The 17,608-nt window shown below is 40.6% G+C and carries 14 protein-coding genes; 6 read left to right on the top strand and 8 right to left on the bottom strand.

Features of this window, described 5'->3' with window-relative positions:
• Nucleotides 1-38 precede the first annotated feature (38 nt).
• A protein-coding gene (gene prfB / locus LBYS_RS10725; RefSeq protein WP_013408900.1) for a peptide chain release factor 2 occupies nt 39-1,116 on the top strand; the annotation gives its coding sequence in 2 pieces (ribosomal slippage) (nt 39-89 and nt 91-1,116; 1,077 coding nt in all).
• Nucleotides 1,117-1,225: 109 nt separating this feature from the next.
• On the opposite strand, the gene LBYS_RS10720 is transcribed toward prfB, so the two are convergent.
• A complete protein-coding gene (locus tag LBYS_RS10720) occupies nt 1,226-1,756 on the bottom strand; it encodes a YceI family protein (RefSeq protein WP_013408899.1) in 531 nt (176 codons plus the stop codon).
• Between the two features lie 117 nt (nt 1,757-1,873).
• Here LBYS_RS10720 and LBYS_RS10715 point away from each other — a divergent pair, with 117 nt between their 5' ends.
• Complete coding sequence (locus LBYS_RS10715) at nt 1,874-3,574, top strand: M3 family oligoendopeptidase (RefSeq protein WP_013408898.1); 1,701 nt, start codon at nt 1,874-1,876, stop codon at nt 3,572-3,574.
• On the top strand, nt 3,571-4,965 hold the full coding sequence (locus LBYS_RS10710) for an MBL fold metallo-hydrolase RNA specificity domain-containing protein (protein ID WP_013408897.1): 1,395 nt from the start codon (nt 3,571-3,573) through the stop codon (nt 4,963-4,965). Before LBYS_RS10715 ends, LBYS_RS10710 begins: the two co-directional genes overlap by 4 nt.
• Here LBYS_RS10710 and LBYS_RS10705 read toward each other — a convergent pair.
• Nucleotides 4,953-6,410 (bottom strand): ATP-binding cassette domain-containing protein, encoded by a 1,458-nt coding sequence (locus LBYS_RS10705; protein ID WP_013408896.1) that lies wholly within the window; start codon nt 6,408-6,410, stop codon nt 4,953-4,955. The genes LBYS_RS10710 and LBYS_RS10705 overlap by 13 nt on opposite strands.
• Before the next feature lie 103 nt (nt 6,411-6,513).
• On the opposite strand from LBYS_RS10705, the gene LBYS_RS10700 reads away from it, so the two are divergent.
• The gene (locus tag LBYS_RS10700) at nt 6,514-7,464 is read left to right on the top strand and encodes an N-acetylornithine carbamoyltransferase (RefSeq protein ID WP_013408895.1); all 951 of its coding nucleotides are present in this window, start codon (nt 6,514-6,516) and stop codon (nt 7,462-7,464) included.
• A 12-nt stretch (nt 7,465-7,476) separates the two neighbouring features.
• Here the strand turns inward: LBYS_RS10700 and LBYS_RS10695 are convergent, their stop codons facing one another.
• From LBYS_RS10695 to LBYS_RS10675, 5 genes are all read right to left on the bottom strand, one after another.
• The gene (locus tag LBYS_RS10695; protein WP_013408894.1) at nt 7,477-9,258 is read right to left on the bottom strand and encodes a M56 family metallopeptidase; all 1,782 of its coding nucleotides are present in this window, start codon (nt 9,256-9,258) and stop codon (nt 7,477-7,479) included.
• Nucleotides 9,255-9,626 carry a BlaI/MecI/CopY family transcriptional regulator gene (locus LBYS_RS10690; RefSeq protein WP_013408893.1) on the bottom strand — a complete coding sequence of 124 codons (372 nt, stop codon included), beginning with the start codon at nt 9,624-9,626 and terminating at the stop codon, nt 9,255-9,257. Before LBYS_RS10690 ends, LBYS_RS10695 begins: the two co-directional genes overlap by 4 nt.
• 128 nt (nt 9,627-9,754) lie before the next feature.
• Nucleotides 9,755-11,911, bottom strand: a complete 2,157-nt coding sequence (locus LBYS_RS10685) for a S9 family peptidase (RefSeq protein ID WP_013408892.1) — start codon at nt 11,909-11,911, stop codon at nt 9,755-9,757.
• A gap of 77 nt (nt 11,912-11,988) precedes the next feature.
• On the bottom strand, nt 11,989-12,915 hold the full coding sequence (locus LBYS_RS10680) for an MlaD family protein (protein WP_013408891.1): 927 nt from the start codon (nt 12,913-12,915) through the stop codon (nt 11,989-11,991).
• Nucleotides 12,916-12,954: 39 nt separating this feature from the next.
• Nucleotides 12,955-13,725: an N-acetylmuramoyl-L-alanine amidase family protein gene (locus tag LBYS_RS10675; protein WP_013408890.1), complete on the bottom strand. Its 771-nt coding sequence runs from the start codon at nt 13,723-13,725 to the stop codon at nt 12,955-12,957.
• Nucleotides 13,726-13,877: 152 nt separating this feature from the next.
• Here LBYS_RS10675 and LBYS_RS18325 point away from each other — a divergent pair, with 152 nt between their 5' ends.
• The gene (locus LBYS_RS18325; protein ID WP_148225809.1) at nt 13,878-16,796 is read left to right on the top strand and encodes a putative LPS assembly protein LptD; all 2,919 of its coding nucleotides are present in this window, start codon (nt 13,878-13,880) and stop codon (nt 16,794-16,796) included.
• Between the two features lie 37 nt (nt 16,797-16,833).
• Nucleotides 16,834-17,211: a DoxX family membrane protein gene (locus LBYS_RS10665; RefSeq protein ID WP_013408888.1), complete on the top strand. Its 378-nt coding sequence runs from the start codon at nt 16,834-16,836 to the stop codon at nt 17,209-17,211.
• On the opposite strand, the gene LBYS_RS10660 is transcribed toward LBYS_RS10665, so the two are convergent.
• Nucleotides 17,208-17,495: a winged helix-turn-helix transcriptional regulator gene (locus LBYS_RS10660; RefSeq protein ID WP_229310410.1), complete on the bottom strand. Its 288-nt coding sequence runs from the start codon at nt 17,493-17,495 to the stop codon at nt 17,208-17,210. The genes LBYS_RS10665 and LBYS_RS10660 overlap by 4 nt on opposite strands.
• Nucleotides 17,496-17,608 lie beyond the last annotated feature (113 nt).

Below are 17,608 nucleotides of genomic sequence, written 5' to 3'. Positions count from 1 at the left end.
GCACATTAAATCATTTGTTTAACCATTTTAAGGAAATCATGACAACAGAAGCGTTGAAAGATTTGAGAGCCAGAGTGACGGCACTAAGGAGGTATCTTTGACTACGATAACCGAAAAGAGAAGCTTGGGGATCTAGAGAATCAACAAGCGCAACCCGAATTCTGGAATGATTCGGATCATGCCCAAACCGTAGTAAAGGAAATCCAGGTCCTTAAAAACTGGACAGAAGCCTATGAAGAGGCTGAAGCTTCAATTTCTGATCTAGAGACTCTATTTGAGTTCTATCAAGAAGGAGAGGTAGAAGAAGAAGAAGTGGACACGGAAGCGAAGAAGACGGTCCAAATCATTGAAGAGCTGGAATTGAAAAAAATGCTTTCGAGCGAGGAAGATCAGTTCTCAGCCATTATAGAGATCAACTCCGGTGCAGGGGGAACAGAAAGCCAGGACTGGGCGAGTATGCTTTACCGTATGTACCTGATGTGGGCCCAAAAACATGGGTATAAAGTAACGCAAGTGGACTGGACGGATGGAGATGGAGCAGGTATAAAATCCGCTTCTATGCAGATTGACGGTCCTTTAGCTTACGGGTATTTGAAATCTGAAAACGGGGTTCACCGTTTGGTGAGGATTTCTCCTTTTGACTCTAATGCCCGCAGACATACTTCCTTTGCCTCTGTGTATGCTTATCCTTTAGTGGATGATACCATTGAGGTGGAAGTTAAGGATGCTGATATAGAGTGGCAAACCTCTCGTTCAGGTGGTGCCGGTGGTCAGAACGTAAACAAGGTGGAAACCAAGGTGCAGTTGACTCACAAACCTACAGGTATTGTGATCGTGTGTCAGATTGAGCGTTCTCAGTTGGCCAACAAAGAGCACGCCATGAACATGTTGAAATCTCGTTTGTATCAAATCGAGTTAGAGAAAAGAAATGCTGCTCGAGCAGATATTGAAGCGTCTAAGAAGAAGATTGAATGGGGTTCGCAGATCAGAAACTATGTGTTCCATCCCTATAAATTGGTGAAGGATGCACGTACTGGTCATGAGACTTCAGACATTCAGAGAGTAATGGACGGAGAGATTGATGATTTTATCAAAGCGTATTTGATGCTAGACTAAGGGATGTGAAAACATCCCTTTTTTATATTATTAAGTTACGAAAAATAATTCAAATAACCAAAAAAAAGTCCTCTAGAAAGAGGACTTATGTGGATTTGAGCTTGCGTTTTTAAGCTTGCTTAACAAACTGCACGTTCAAGAGCAGTTTCACGTCATCACTAACCACTACACCACCTGCTTCTGTAACTGCACTCCAAGTCAAACCATAATCTTGACGGTTCAGCTTACCGGCTACTTCAAATCCGGCTTTCGTCTGACCGTATCCGTCTACTACAACTCCACCGAAATCTCCGGTTAAGGTAATAGGCTTAGTAGTACCTTTGATGGTAAGATCTCCCTTTAATACTACTTCTCCACCAGATAGATCTAAAGATGAAGAAGTAAAGCTGATCTCAGGATATTTTTCAGCATCGAAGAAGTCAGCCGACTTTAAATGGCCATCACGCTGCTCGTTCTTTGTATTAATCGAATCTATTTTAGCAGTAAAGTTTACTTTACCTCCATTGAAGTCTTCTCCTTCTGAAGCACACTCCAATGTTGAGTCAAAATCAGTGAATTCACCGGTAACGGTACTGATCATTAAGTGTTTGATCTTAAACTGAATTTCTGAATGCGAAGGGTCGATTTTCCAAGTGCTCATATGTTTCTCTTTTTATGTATATACATTTAATACAAATACATGGGTTTAAAAGTTTCATTATAAGTGATTTTTTTAGAAGTAGGGGTTTAAATTGCGTTTAATAAGAAAACGAAGCGAATGAGCAAATTAGCATTTGAGAAGAAGAAAAGATCATTCTTACCACAAGATTATCAGATAACTAGTTGGGATGAGCTGTCCAAATATTTTGAAGATCTAAAGCAAAGGGAGCCTTCTGATGCAGACAGCTTCTTACAATGGCTTAAGGACAAGAGCGAACTAGAATCTGTAGTATCAGAAGATTTTGCCTGGAGATATATCAAAATGACTTGCCAGACGGATGATGCCGGATTACAGAAGAAATATCAGGATTTTGTAGAAAACATTCAGCCTCATTTAGCTGCATATGGAGATATATTAAATCAAAAGACCCTGGAATTAGCCAATACATTTGAAATAAATGAGCCAGGCTATACATTGATGATCCGGGGGATAGAGGAGGCAGTGAAGATCTTTCGACAAGAAAATATTTCCCTATTTACGGACATTCAAATGAAGCAGGTGGAGTATCAAACCATCACAGGTGGAATGACCGTGCACATAGACGACAAGGAATTAACCATGCCACAAGCAGGAGGTTATCTTCAAAGTCCGGATAGGCCACTGCGTGAGAGGGTTTGGAGAGCTATATCAGAAAGAAGACTCCAAGATCATGAAACCTTAGACAAACTATTCTCTGATCTTCTGGGCTTGAGACATCAGGTGGCCAGAAATGCAGGGTTCTCTAATTTCAGGGATTACATGTTCTCTGCCATGGGTAGATTTGACTATAGTCCCCAAGACTGTTTTGACTTCCATGAGGCCATAGCGGAGACCGTTATTCCAGTAGTAGATACTTTGGAACAAGAGAGAAAGGAAAAATTAGGAGATTACAAGCCCTGGGATGCAAAGGCAGATGTAGACGGAAAGGCTCCGCTTAAGCCTTTTGAAAATGCAGAGGATCTATTGAATAAAACGGAGATTTGTTTCCGTCAGATTCATCCTGACTTTACGAGTTATATTCAAACCATGCGGAGTTTGGGACATTTTGATGTTGAGTCCAGAAAAGGTAAAGCACCTGGAGGTTATAACTATCCTTTGGAAGAGACCGGGGTTCCCTTTATCTTTATGAATGCCACAGATACTTTAAGGGATCTGGTAACCATGGTACATGAGGGAGGACATGCCATACACTCTTTCCAGGTGAGAGATCTATCTCTAAATGCGTATCGTAACCCTCCTATGGAAGTGGCAGAATTGGCGTCCATGAGTATGGAGCTGATTTCTATGGAACATTGGGACGTGTTCTTCCCTAATGAGGAGGACTTAAAGCGTGCCAAACGTGAGCACCTTAGAGATGTATTGGGTGCATTGCCCTGGATAGCTACAGTGGATCAATTCCAGCACTGGCTTTATGAAAATCCTTCACATTCTCTAGAAGATAGAGCTGACAAATGGGTGGAGATCTTTAATCGTTTCCAGGATTCTGTGACAGACTGGAGAGGTTTAGAGAAGTATCAACGGTATAGTTGGCAGAAACAATTACACATCTATGAAGTACCTTTTTATTATATAGAGTACGGAATGGCGCAATTGGGGGCTATCAGTGTTTGGAGAAATTATAAAAAGGATCCTAAAAAAGGTTTGGAACAGTATAGGGCATGTTTGTCTCTGGGATATACAAAAGACATTAAATCCTTGTATGCAGCAGCGGGTATACGTTTTGATTTTTCTAAAGAATACATTGCGGATCTCATGGAGTTTGTAAAAAGTGAACTATGAAAATAAGGTTTTTCGGCGCAGCGCAGCGGGTAACAGGTAGTAAGCATTTGATTACTACGGATAGTGGCACGCAAATTTTACTGGATTGCGGTATGTTTCAGGGGATCAATACCTCAGAGCTTAATCTTAGCTTTGGCTTTGATCCTAAAGAGGTAGATATCTTGCTATTGTCACATGCCCATATAGATCACTCCGGTTTGATACCTAGACTGGTGAAGCAAGGTTTTAATGGGAAGATCTATTGTACACCTGCCACTTTGGACCTCTGCAAGATCATGCTTTTGGATTCTGCCAGGATTCAGGAGAGAGATTTGGATAGAGTGAATCAGCGCCGAAAGAACAGAGGTGAAGAGCTCTTAGAGTATTTATATGAAGAAGAAGACGTATATCTGGCTCTATCCCTCTTTGTACCTCAACCTTTGAATAAACCTTTTTATATTGATAAAGACGTTAAAGTAGAGTTTTATAATGCAGGGCATATCCTAGGTAGTGCCGGGATTTATCTCTCTTTTGAAACTCCTCACTATACCAAGACCCTGTTTTTTACGGCAGATATCGGAAGGAAAGGAGACCGGATCTTAGATGACCCGGCTCCTTTTCCTCAGGCTGATTATATAATCTGTGAGTCTACTTATGGAGACCGACTGCATGAGCCGGATATTGATGCACATTCCCGATTATTGGACATGGTATATAAGACTTGTGTTCAAAAGAGGGGGAAGTTAATCATTCCCGCTTTTGCCGTAGACCGGACTCAGGAGATGGTGTTTATTTTGGACCAATTGGAAAGTAGTGGCAGGCTACCATCTATACCGGTGTATGTAGATAGTCCATTAGCAGTAGAGGCTACCCGTATAATGATCAGGCATAAAGAAGATTATAATCAAGAGATCTTAGATTACATAGAAAAGGATGGAGATGCTTTTGGTTTTAAAAATCTGACGTATATCACAGATGTTCAAGCCTCTAAAGCGCTTAACTTTAGGCCGGAACCTTGCATCATCATCTCAGCATCAGGGATGGCGGAGGCGGGTAGGATTAAGCACCACATAGCAAACAATGTGGAAGACCGTAAGAATACCATCTTAATAGTGGGCTACTGTTCTCCCAATACCTTAGGAGCTCAGTTAAAGGCTGGAAACTCTACGGTCAAGATTTTTGGAGAAGATAAGTTGGTTCGCGCGGATGTTGAAGTCATGGATTCTTTCTCCGCCCATGCAGATTACAAAGAGATGATGGAGTATTTGTCCTGTCAAAAGGTGGAGAAAGTGAAGAATCTCTTCTTGGTCCACGGGGAAATCAAAACCCAAGAGGCCTTTCGAGAAAAGCTTCTGGGGCAAGGTTTTCGGAAGGTAACCATTCCTGCGCAGGGAGAGGTTTATGAACTCTGAACCACCCTTCCTTCTTCTAAATGAAGGAAATGGTTAACGCAGGAGGGGATTTCCTCTTTGTAATGTGTAATGTATATAAGGGTCTTTTTCTGGGCCCTGACTAAATGATCTAGGGTTTCTCTAAAGGAGACCATTTGATTATGGTCCAGGCCTTGGCAAGGTTCATCTAAGACTAACAAGGGCGGATTCTTAATCAAAGCTCTGATGAGCAAGACAAATCTTTGTTGGCCGGAGGATAATTGGTCTAACCTTCTAAATTTCAAGGAAGACAATTGGAACCTATACAGGTATTCATCTATAAGGCCTTCCTGTTCTACGGTCAATTTTCTAAAGAGTCCCATAGCGTCAAAAAATCCTGATCCAATGACCTTCCATACCGGAGTGAGTTTATGAAAGAAGAGGTGTAATTCCGGAGATACGAATCCAATGTTCTTTTTGATGTCCCAAATGCTTTCACCCGTGCCACGTCTTCGATCAAAGAGATACATCTCGTTTTTGTATGCTTGAGGATTATCTCCGGTCAAAAGGCTCATTAGCGTACTTTTACCGGAGCCATTAGGGCCTAAAACCGCCCAACATTCTCCTTTTTTTACTTCCCAGTTAAGATCAAAGAGGGCTTGTTTTTCTCCATAGAACACATTCGTGTTTATAAGTCGGAGTGCTGTGGAGAAATTCGCTTCTTCAGCATGATGTAAGCCACTGAAATCGGGGATATAGGTTACTTCTTGCAACTGAGGCATTTGCTCTAAATCACCCTGATATTGAATTTCGCCTTTATTAAATAGAATAACCTTATTAAATCCTTTTGGTAAGTCCTTTGGTTCTGCTACCAGGAAGATACGGGTATTCTCCAGAGATTCTAGGATTTGTCGGAGTGCAGCTCTGCTTTGTATATCAAGACCAGAAAATGGATTATCAAGCAGTAAAATATCAGGCTTTTTTAACATCCAATAGGTGAGCAGAGATCTCCGTGTTTCTCCATTTGATAGAGAAGTTATTCTTCTATCTAGGAGATGGTCCACTCTAAACGTTTTAGCCGTTTTATACACCTCTTCTTCGGAGTAGGTTAGGGGAGGTAGCTCCACGGAGGAGGCATCTATGGTATATAAGGGTAAGACTTGATCTTGTAGAACCTGGTAAAGGGTGGGTCCTACTTCCGCATCATAAACATTATAACGTTGCTGATAGTATTGGTAGGCGTTACCCACTATACGATGAAAGGAATAGTCTCTGCTGACGCTTATGATTTTTAGCTCTTTGTCCTTGAGGAATTTACCTTGAGATGGAAAGATTTTTCCTGCCAAAAGATCTAAAAAAGTACTTTTTCCTGATCCGCTGGGTCCCATGATGGCCCAATTTTCAGGGTATTCTGATGCGAAATTCAGGTTTTTTAAAATCAGGTCTTCGTTCTTCTTTACGCTAACATTCTCGAGGCAAATACGCATTTCCAAATTAGGTCTAAGGGAGGTAAAGGTCGTTAATTTACAGAGATTTCCTGCCCATGTTCTAGATATTGGTGTAAATTTGCTTCAAAATTGTGAAAAATTGATGAAGCATTTTATAAACCCGAATGATGTAGATAGTGTAGAGGAATTGGTTCAATTGGGCTTAGAATTGAAAGCTGATCCTCTCAAATTTCAACATTTGGGAAGGAACCTGACCATGGGTCTGGTTTTCTTTAATTCTAGTTTGAGGACTCGTGTTTCTACTCAGAAAGCGGCGCTGAACTTGGGCATGAATGTGATTGTGATGAATGTGGGTTCGGATTCTTGGCAACTAGAATTTGAGGATGGTGTCATCATGGATCAAGGCAAAGCAGAGCATGTGAAGGAAGCTGCAGCAGTTTTAGGTCAATACTGTGACGTGATAGGGGTGCGAGCCTTTGCGGGATTGACAGACAGAGATGAAGATTATAAAGAGATCGTTTTAGAGAGTTTCAGGAGATATGCCGGAGTACCGATAGTGAATTTGGAGTCGGCTACACGTCACCCATGTCAATCTTTAGCGGATTTGATAACTATAGAGGAATTGAAGAAGAAAGAAAGACCTAAGGTGGTCCTAACCTGGGTACCTCATTTCAAACCTCTGCCTCAGGCTGTTGCGAACTCATTTGCAGAATGGGTATTGAAGACAGACTATGAGTTTGTGATAGCCAATCCTGAAGGATATGATTTAGCTCCTGAAATCCGTAAAGATGCCTTAGTTATGCATGACCAGGCTGAAGCTTTTAAAGGTGCCGACTTTATCTATGCAAAGAACTGGTCGTCTTATGAACACTATGGGCAAGTATTAACTCAGGATCGTTCTTGGGCTATTACGGAAGAAAGAATGGCTTTAACGGATGATGCCTTCTTCATGCACTGTCTTCCTGTTAGGAGAGGGCTAAAAGTAGCTGATGCGGTCATTGATGGTCCGCATTCCGCGGTGATACAGCAGGCCGGAAATAGGGTTTGGTCTGTTCAGGCTGCTATTAAGAAAATATTGGAAGCAAGAGGTTAAAACCTCTTGCTTTTAATTCGTTATCATGTATTTCATCTTCCCTTGCTTCATTCCTAATTCTAATTTTTTAGAATCTTTAGGAAGTCTGTAGTGTCCTTTGATTAGTTCTAGAACCCTCGCTGATTCTTCTTTTGTAAGGGTTTTGCCGTTGATCTTGATTTCATCCCCTATCATATTCAGTTCGTAATTATCAGCATCTTTAATGAGGCCAGTAGATTTTAAATTCTGGCTGAATTCTTTTGCTCTGGTTTCATGTTCAGCTACCACTACCTCTGCATAGGTCTTCATCTCATTTCCCTTTTCTCTCATGAGTTGTGATAGGCTTTCTAAGGGAGCTTGTAATTCAGACAGTTGATTTTGTATTTCTTGCATGGGTTGCTTTTCTATTTCCTTGTGAATACTCATCATTTCTTCTGATACTTTCTCCAGATCTACCTGTAGTTTGGCCAATTCTGCTGAATTTCTTTCCAAGTCTTTTTCTAGCACACGAGTGTCTAATCTTCTCATTTTCTTAGCTGCTATCTCCAGGCTTAGGGCAGCGATTTCTTCTGAAAGTACTCCTATTTTTGCAGAAGGGGCATCCATTTGAGATGAAATTAAGGCGATTTTTTCCGATAGCTTTTCTATTTCATCAAATTTCATTTTGGAAGTGTTGTTCTCCATTTTTTCTGCTATAACGTTCATTTGGGCAGACATTTCGGAGATCTCCTTAGCAGTAGCTTCAAGTTTTAATTCTGCTTTTGTCTTAGGTATTGTATCTGTAGGAATACCGTCATAGGTGATTTCAACCGGAGTTTCGGGTTCTTTGGCATAAGACCAAGCCACAAAACATAGACTTAATACCATTGCTAAACTTAACCAGTGGGTAGGCGTTTGTCTCTCATTGATACCTACTATTCGTTTTACCCTATCCAGTAGGGTGTATTTCCTTGCACCAAAGGCCATAGCGAAAGTAGGTTTGCTTTGGAAAGTAGCTACTTCCGCCAGAGCATGCGCAAGAACTAATTTTCCTTCGCAGTGTTCCAAGGCCATGTCATCACAAGCATTCTCTCTTTCTATTCTAACGCGGTGGGAAATGGCCCAAACGGCAGGGTGGAAGAAGAAAAGAATCTCTACGAAAGTCTGTAGAATGTTAAGGACGTAGTCTTTTCTAAGGATATGGGCTAATTCATGGGCTAAGATGGCTTCTACTTGAGCAGGACTTAATCCGTTGATCATTCCTACGGGAAACAGGATGACGGGTTTTAACCAACCTATAGTCAAAGGACTAGTGATTTTAGAAGACTCAAAAAGGGCAATGGCATCTTTTACCCTCATTCTCTTAGCCAGATCTTTCAGGATTTCTTCTGCTTCTAGGGGAGCCAAAACAGTGCCAGCAGATTTCAAATGTTTAGTGTAAACTAGACCAATAAACATTCTGGTCAATAAGATACTTACCCCTAAGATCCACAAAAAAGTGAATTTTTGATGATTTTCCGCAATGTAAGATTGGATAGCATGCAGGACGGTGTAGGAATTCATTTTAATGAATTCTCCGGGAAGTAAAGCAGTAGAACTTAAAAGTTCACTATCTCTGGAGGGTTCAAAGATCCAGAAGAAGGTGAAGAGTGATAGTAGGGTTTGAGTCAAAAGTGCTCCCATGCCCAGGAAGTATCTGGTTCGGGAAGTTTTGAATACAAAGTGTAATCCTGCAAAGAGGATCAGAAGTAGAGCACCTTGCCACAGAGAATGCAGCAAGGTAAATCCGAGGGCAGAACTTACGTTCTCCGGTAATGCGATCAATAGCTTTTTCATAATTGTTTGTTTTCTAACGATTGAATAAGTCGCTTAATTTCATCAAGTTCCTCTTTGCTGACCTCCTGATTCCCCAGCGCCTGCATAACGAGACGTGAGGCGGATCCTCTGTAAGTGGTATCTATGAATTTTTCTAAAAGTGTGTGCTGAGTACTAGTCTCTTCTACCAAAGGCAGGTATTGGTGAGAACGTCCCTCTTCTTTACGTGTAACTAATCCTTTTTCAAACATTAGTTGCAACATCTTTAAGGTGGTGGTGTATCCTACATCACGCTTCAATTCCTCATGTATCTCTTTAACAGTTGCGGCTTTCCTGCGCCATAGGATCTGAAGGATTTCTAATTCTGACTCTGTAGGTTTCTTTTCCATGTATCTACGAATGTTTTCGTAGTAAAGGTATGAAGGAAAAATTAAATTGCAAATTTTATTACGAAAAATTTCGTAGGCAGGTATAAAATGTTGGGGCTAATTGCAATTAGCCCCAACACCCGGTCGAGTTACCTTAACAGGCCTTTTGGAACTGGTTTTTCCAACAAATGTTTGTAGATGAATTTGGTTTGCAGGTTACTGTAATGTACTCCTTTGTTTCCACCCCATCCGTGTCTTCCTCCTGGATAGAACATCATTTCGAAATCTTTGTTTTTCTCCTGTAAGGCGTCTATGAGTTGGATACTATTCTGCAGATGCACGTTATCATCCATAGTTCCGTGAACGATAAGTAATTTACCTTTATATCGATCTACGAAGTTCATTACATTACCGTTTTTATAGCCTTCTGGGTTTTCTTGAGGAGTGTCCATAAATCTTTCAGTGTAAGCGGAGTCATATAAGCTCCAATCTGTCACGCTACCGCCTGCAATACCATGCGTAAACACATCGGCATGTTTTGTAAGGGCAATGGCAGTCATATAACCTCCGTAACTAAATCCCGTAATAAAGATTTTATTCTCATCTATAATACCCTTACTAATCAGGTATTTCACTTGGGTGATGTAGTCTTCCATTTCGTATTTGCTTAGGTTCCTATGCATATACGCTACACCTTCTTTGCCGAAGTGACCACTTGCGCGGTGATCTAGTGCAACCTGAATTACACCTTCTCTTGCCATCCATTGGGATCTTGGTGACCAGCCCCATTGATCATAAACGGTACCTGCATCAGGCCCTCCGTAGATGCTGATCATCAATGGATATTTCTTACCGGCTTCCATTTTTTCCGGGTAAACTATGCTCATGGGTAAATCAAACTTACCGTCATTGCTTTTTACGCGTACTATTTCGGGTAGATTCAAAGCATACTTATCTAATTCATCTCCTTTAGCTGTTCCCAGTTCTTTTACACGTTTACCGGTTCTATCCAGGATAGTTACGGCCATTGGAGTGCGTGTATTTGAATAAGTAGTAGCAAAGTATTTCAAATCAGGGGAGGCAGAGATTTGACGGTGGTTATAGTCGCCAAAAGTTAAGCGTTTCAGATTCTTTCCGTCTAGTCCTACTCGGTAAAGGTCAAATCTTGCTGAGTTTTCAATGCCTCTGGCATGGAAGTACACTACTTTTTCTTTTTGGTCTATACCAAATACTCGAGTCACTGTGTATTTTCCATCAGTGATTTTATTGATCAGTTTTCCGTCGATAGAGTAGAGGTATAGTTGTTTCCATCCGGTTTTATCAGAGATGATCACCATTTCTTTACCGCTATCTAGGAGCGTTAGTCTCTCGTCAGCTTCATCAATGGAAATCCATTCTTTTTGGGTTTCTTCGTATACCAGTTTCTTTTGCCCGTTTTTAGGAGAAACATTGTATATTTTTAAATGATCATTACCTCTGTTGATCCATTGAACCATTAATCCTGAACCGTCAAGGGTCCATTTTGGCCAACCGAAATACTGTTCATCTTGTTCATTGAAATCTGCCCATGTTATGCCTGGAGTGTCCGGTTGTACAAATCCGATCTTAGCCGTTGGGTTATTTCCGCCTGCCTTTGGATAGCGAGTTTCTTCAAGGAAGCCATATTGCCCTGTACTGCTGTAGATAGGGAACATGGGGGTCTTGGTTTCGTCAAATCGCATAAAGGCCAGGGTTTTGCTATCCGGACTCCACCAAAATGCACGGAAGGCGGTTCCTCTTCCGAAGATCTCTTCCCAATACACCCAAGTAGCATAACCGTTCAGTATGGTTTTGGTACCATCTTGAGTATGACGAACTTCTTTACCGCTTTTGAGATGATATGCGTAAAGATCGTTCTCTTTGGTGTAGGCTATATAATTGCTATCGGGTGAAAAAGTAGGATTCTTTTCTACCTTTTCAGGGTCATTAGTCAGTCGTTTTTCAGTGCCTTCAGACAGGAGGTATAGGTCTCCATTTTTGACAGTAACCTGTAATCTTGGTTGAATGGTTTTCGTTAAAAGATCAGAACTGAAATCTTCTCTTTTCCCGGTTTTAAGATTCAGCATTAGGTTTTGCTGATTTTCAGAAGGACTAGGTTTCATGTTTACGATGACTTTATCATCTCCTGTCCATTTTAGTACCCTGGGTAAAGGGTTAAGGAAGTTTTCCGGAAGTTTTCCTGAGATTAATGCTTCATCACTTAAGGCCTGTTTTTGGGCGAATAAGCTGATAGGAAGCAGTAGAGCTGCCCAAGCGTATTTCTTCATTCCATTGATAGGTTTTGGTACGGATGTAAAAATAAAAGAAAAGCCCGAAATAATCGGGCTTTTAAAATCAGAGTCTCTTATTTTCTACCGAAGAGGGAGAAATGTACATATCGTTTCGGATTCTCCTTGAGGTCAACCATGAGTTTGTTGAGAGATTCCGCTGTATTGTTCAAATTTGTATAAAGAGAGTCATTGGAAGTTAACTTCCCTATGGTGCCTTTACCGTTATTGATTTCCGCTACGATTCCCTGGAATTCACCTATTGTAGCATCCAGTTTATTCATAGTGGAAGCTAATTGTATAGTACTTAAAGAATCAGTAAACTTATTAGCATTTGCTAGAATAGGTTTCAATTGAGTATCCAGGTCTTTTACCACTCTGTTGAGGTCAGCAGTTAATTGAGCTGCATTTCCAGTAATGGTATTTAAGTTTTTACTATTAGAAGCTACTATTCCGTTTAAGCCGGTGGTAGTTTGTGTTGCACTAGCTAATAGGACTTTTAATGCATCTCCTGAATGTTTAAACTCTACTACTAGACTTATTAGATTAGACATTAGAGAGTCAACTTTTTGCATGGTGGGATCTAGAGCTTCAGTAACGGAACCTAAAAGACTAGGCTGGACTTTGCTTTTTATTAATGAGTTTGCTGCCAGGGGCTGGCCAGGATTGATTTTCAGAACTAGGATTTTTCCTCCTACAAGTCCGTCATCTGCTAGAATCATTTCAGATTGATCTGTGACTGTTACCTCTTTTTTAAGGGCAACTACCACATCCACTTCATCTTTTTCATAATTGGGAGTAACAGATGCCACTCTACCTACTTGTACCCCATTATAACTCACGGTATTAGATACTTCTAAACCCATGACGTCTTTAAAAGTAAGCTTGTATTCTCTAGTGGATGAAAATATGTCTGTGCCTTTGAGGAAATTAAAGCCGTAATAAAGGAGAACTAAACCAATGATTCCCAATATCCCTACTTTAACCTCTTTTGATATATTCATTTGTTGAGCCAATTTGTGCTAGTGCAAATGTACGAAATATTATTTTTTGTATTCTGCAAACGCCTTAAAAATAGCTTCTGCCAGTTCTTCTCTACCTGATTCAGAACCTAATACTTTTGAGTCATCTGGGTTAGATAGATAACCGGTTTCTATGAGTACACTTGGCATGGTAGTTTCCCAGATGACCAGAAATCCGGCTTGTTTTACGCCTCTGCTGCGCATGCCGTTTACTTTATCGAAGTGCTTCTCCACTTTTGCAGCAAAGTTTGTACTCTGGGTCATGAAGGCATGTTGGTAATTTGCCAGCATGATATGTGCTAAAGGAGACTCCGGATTAAAGCCTTTATAAGTCTTTTTATAATCTTCTTCTAGGAGGATAACGTTATTCTCTTTCTTAGCCAGGTCTAAGTTGTCCTGGGTTTTGTGTAAACCCATCACATAGGTCTCTGTGCCTTTGATATGCGGCTTGGTGTTGGCATTGCAATGAATGGATATAAACAAATCAGCCTTATTTCTGTTGGCAATAGCCGCTCTTTCATGGAGAGGGACAAAAACATCAGAGTTTCTGGTATAGATCACTCGTACATCAGGATAAGCGTCTTTGATTTTTCTACCCACTCTTAAGGTGATATCCAAAGCATATTTCTTTTCTCTACCGTTTCCGGCTCCAGGGTCTTTCCCTCCGTGCCCGGCATCTAAAACTACGGTGTTAATGACATATTCCCCACTAGGTTTGGGGGCAAAAGCAGATAGACCCAAATAGAAAAGCACCGTCAGTATTGACGTAAGTAAAATTTTATAGGAAAACATCGTGAAACTAAATTTATGTGTTTTTAAAGATTTAGTTTTTATATTTTTGCAGTGACAAATGTAAAAGAATTAACGGTAGAAACGAAAAAAATGCAAGATACTATCTAAAAAATAGCATTTTATCGTTTAATATCGTCAGATACACGAAGGGCTTGAAACACCATCTGTTTTTCTTCCTATCCCTTATGGTTTACGGCTTGTCTGCTTTTTCACAAGGTAGACCTCCCGTAGGTGGAACAGGCATGCGTGTCCCTCCCAAAGATACCGTTAAGCTACAATTAGCAGACTCTCTGGTAAGTAAAGAGAGCGGTTTATCTACTACCGTAAAACGATATGCAAAAGACTCTGTAGTCTTTAATGTAAAGCGTAAGCTCTATCACCTTTACAATGAGGCAAAGGTGGAGTATCAACCTACTACTTTAGGAGCGAATTACATTATGCTGGACTGGGGAAAGAATGAAATCTACGCCCATGGTGTAAAAGATACGGAGGATACCACAGGGTTAAGGGTAGCAGGGAAGCCGGTATTCCAAGATGGTCTGGAGACCTATCACATGGATACTATTCGCTATAATTTCAAAAGTAAGAGAGCTAAGATCTACTCCATAGCCACGGAGCAAGGGGAGGGGTATATACATGGTAAGGTGGTAAAAAAGGACGAGTACGATAACCTGCACTTAGGTTTTGCGAAGTATACTACTTGTAATCTGGCTGAACCTCATTTCCATATCTCAGCGAAGAAGATCATGTTTATCAATAAGAAGTCAGCCCTTTCCGGCCCTTTTAATTTGGTAGTACATAATATTCCTCTTCCTGTAGGTTTCTTGTTTGGTTTCTTTCCGGTACAGCCTAAACAGGATATAGGTACTTCCGGTTTTGTGATGGGTAGTTATGGAGAGCAAAGGAATGACGGTAGAGGTTTCTATTTTAACGACTTTGGGTATTATCATGCTTTCAATGAAAGGTTAAGCAATACCTTGACTTTTCAGTTTTATACAAACTTGAGCTTTGGGGTAAAAGAACAAATTGACTATTCCAAAAAGTACAAATATCAGGGAAGCTTTTCAGTACAGTTCAATAGAAACGTACAGAGTAATCAATATGGATTAACAGGGAAAAAATATAATCCTGTAGATCATCAGTTTAATATCATGTGGAATCATACGCCGAAGAGCCTGCGGACAGACAGAAGCTTTTCTTCTAACATGAACTACATGACCAATGGTTTTGCTGCTAGCAATATTCGTACTTCTAATTTAAGTGCGGTGATGCAGAATAACGTAGGGGGTAGTATTAACTACATGAGAAACTTTGGCAAACTATATACTTCCACTTATTCCTTTTCAGTTAGCCAAAACCAAAACGACTTTCGATCTAGTCTAGGGTACTCTATGGGTTTAAAGCAATTTAATCCTTTTGTCAAGCCAAAAAATCAGGTAGGTAAATGGTATGATTCCTTCCGTGTGGGTTTGAACCTTACAGGTGGTATTCAAGCGAATAATACGGTGATGAACCGTTCGAATTCCTATACCGAGTATAATATCGCCGGTGTTAGGAACTCGCCTTATACGGAAGCTGAGCAAAGGAGGATTAATGAGCTGAATCTTTTGATTTACGACCTAACATTAAGTTTAGAACAAAGGCAAGCTTATAAGGAGGAATTAGAGAGTTTGCAGAACCCTAGACTTAAAGGATTGAGTGCTATTATGAAGAATAGCACCATCACTAACTCTTATTCGGTTCCTATCACTTTGCCTAATATCAAGATTGCGAAATATATCAACTTGACTCCTTCCATAACCATGAGAGGAGACTTGTATGACCGTTCCTTGCAGTATACTTATGTGAATGAAAACCGGGAGATCACCCTTTCGAATGGAAATAAGGTGTTTGTTAACGTGGATGACAGTATTGACACCTTGAGTTATGTGAGAGATAAGGAAGGTTTACACGTGAATATGAATTCCAGAAGTGGAGGGGTAGTGGTGATTGATACGGTTCAGGGATTGAATTTTGCGAACAATATGAGTTTTGGTGCTGCCATGAACACCCGTTTGTATGGTACCTTTAATTTAGGTTCCAAAGGGAGAATTCAGGCTTTGCGTCATACCTTGAATCCATCCATAGGCTTTAGTTATACTCCTCAAAACAAGAATTCGGTGTACCAACAGGTGAGGTCTGATAGTTTGAATTCCTATCGTTATTTACCTAAGTATATAGGCGGCTCCGGTGCATCATCCAGAGATGCAGGGAATATTAGTTTTAGTTTGAGTAACCAGTTGGAAGCAAAGGTAAGAAGTCGCTCAGATTCTTCAGAGACAGATGTGGAGAAGATTATGCTATTGGATAACTTCAATATCAGTACCAGTTATAACATTTTTGCCCGGAAGGACCTGAATGAATTTGCGCTTTCTGATATTCAGTTGAGTACGAATACTTCCTTGTTCAAACGTAAGTTGAATCTGAATGCCAATGCCACTTTGGATCCCTATATGTACATATCTGATCCGGAGATGAAGTCTAACTTGGCGGGTATTCGGATAACCAGATTCAAGTGGCAAAAGGGTAAATCTGAGTTTGCTAATGAGGATGTAGGAAGTTATTTGAGCAGGTTAACTTTTGGAGCCAGTACCAGTCTCAATCCGCAAGTTTTTAGGGGGGGAAGTACTAATACTCCGGCTGTAAACAGAAACACTAATTTGCCGGTGAATCCAATGGATTATGTGGATTTTGAGATTCCATGGAATTTGAATATGAATTACTCTGCTAACTATCAAAAGCAGGGTTTGTCGCCGGAGCGCTGGACCATGTCCTTTTCATTCTCAGGTGACGTTAGTTTGACCAAGAATACCAAGGTCACTTTTAACAGTGGTTGGGACTTCCGTTTCAAGCAGGTGACCTTAACTACGGTGGGTATAGTGAGAGAGTTGCACTGTTGGATGTTCTCTTTAAACTGGACTCCGCTTTCCGGTTCGGCCATGCGCAGTGGAGGTTTTGATTTTACTTTAAGACCTAAGGCTAATTTGCTGAAAGATTTGAAAGTAACTCGCAGAAGAGCAGGTAGTTATTAAAAGTTTGTATATGTTTGGGTATTAAACCTTAAAACATATGAGAAACAAGATCTTAAACGTACTGTCTGTAATTGTAGCCCTTCTCTTTTTAAATGCCGGATTAAATAAGATTTTCCAATATATTCCCGTTCCAGAGGGGCTTCCTGAGGCGGTGGTGCGGCATGATGCTGCCATTGCAGAGATCAAGTGGTTACTTCCATTGGTGGCGGTAGTAGAGATCGTTGGGGGGGTGTTACTGGTGCTACGAAAAACCAGAGCATTAGGAGCGATAGTGCTATTACCTATAATGGTAGGGGTTCTAGTTTTTCACATCATGGTTTATCCGGAAGGTTTATTAATGGCGGGCTTGATGGCTATAGTTCTGGGTTGGATTATGATAGAGAATAAGGGCAAGTATTTGCAACTGATCGATTAAAGGATCATTTGTTTACGGTGCTCACAACCCCACTCTGAGAGTTTGCACATGACTTCTTGCAATTTTTTGCCATGTTCTGTAAGTGCATAAGTGATGATGATAGGTTGGGTACTTTCCACTGTACGGATCACTAAGCGGTGAGTTTCCAGGTCCTTCAATTCCTTGCTTAACATCTTATTTGAGATTCCCCTGATTTCCTGAAGGAGGTCAGAAAATCTCCTGTTGTGACTGTAGCAGAGGACAGAGATGATTTGTATTTTCCATCGACCTTTAAGGACGTCCATTGCATCCTGGATAGATAAAATATGATGTTTGCAATCTTCCATTATGATAACCTAAAGGTTACTGTTACTTTTTGTAACTAAGTTACGAAAATTAATCGACTTATCCTAATTTT

The organism is Leadbetterella byssophila DSM 17132, assembly GCF_000166395.1.
Classification (GTDB): domain Bacteria; phylum Bacteroidota; class Bacteroidia; order Cytophagales; family Spirosomataceae; genus Leadbetterella; species Leadbetterella byssophila.
The sequence above is the reverse complement of the archived record's forward strand: the minus strand, read 5'-3'. Positions and strand labels throughout refer to the sequence as shown.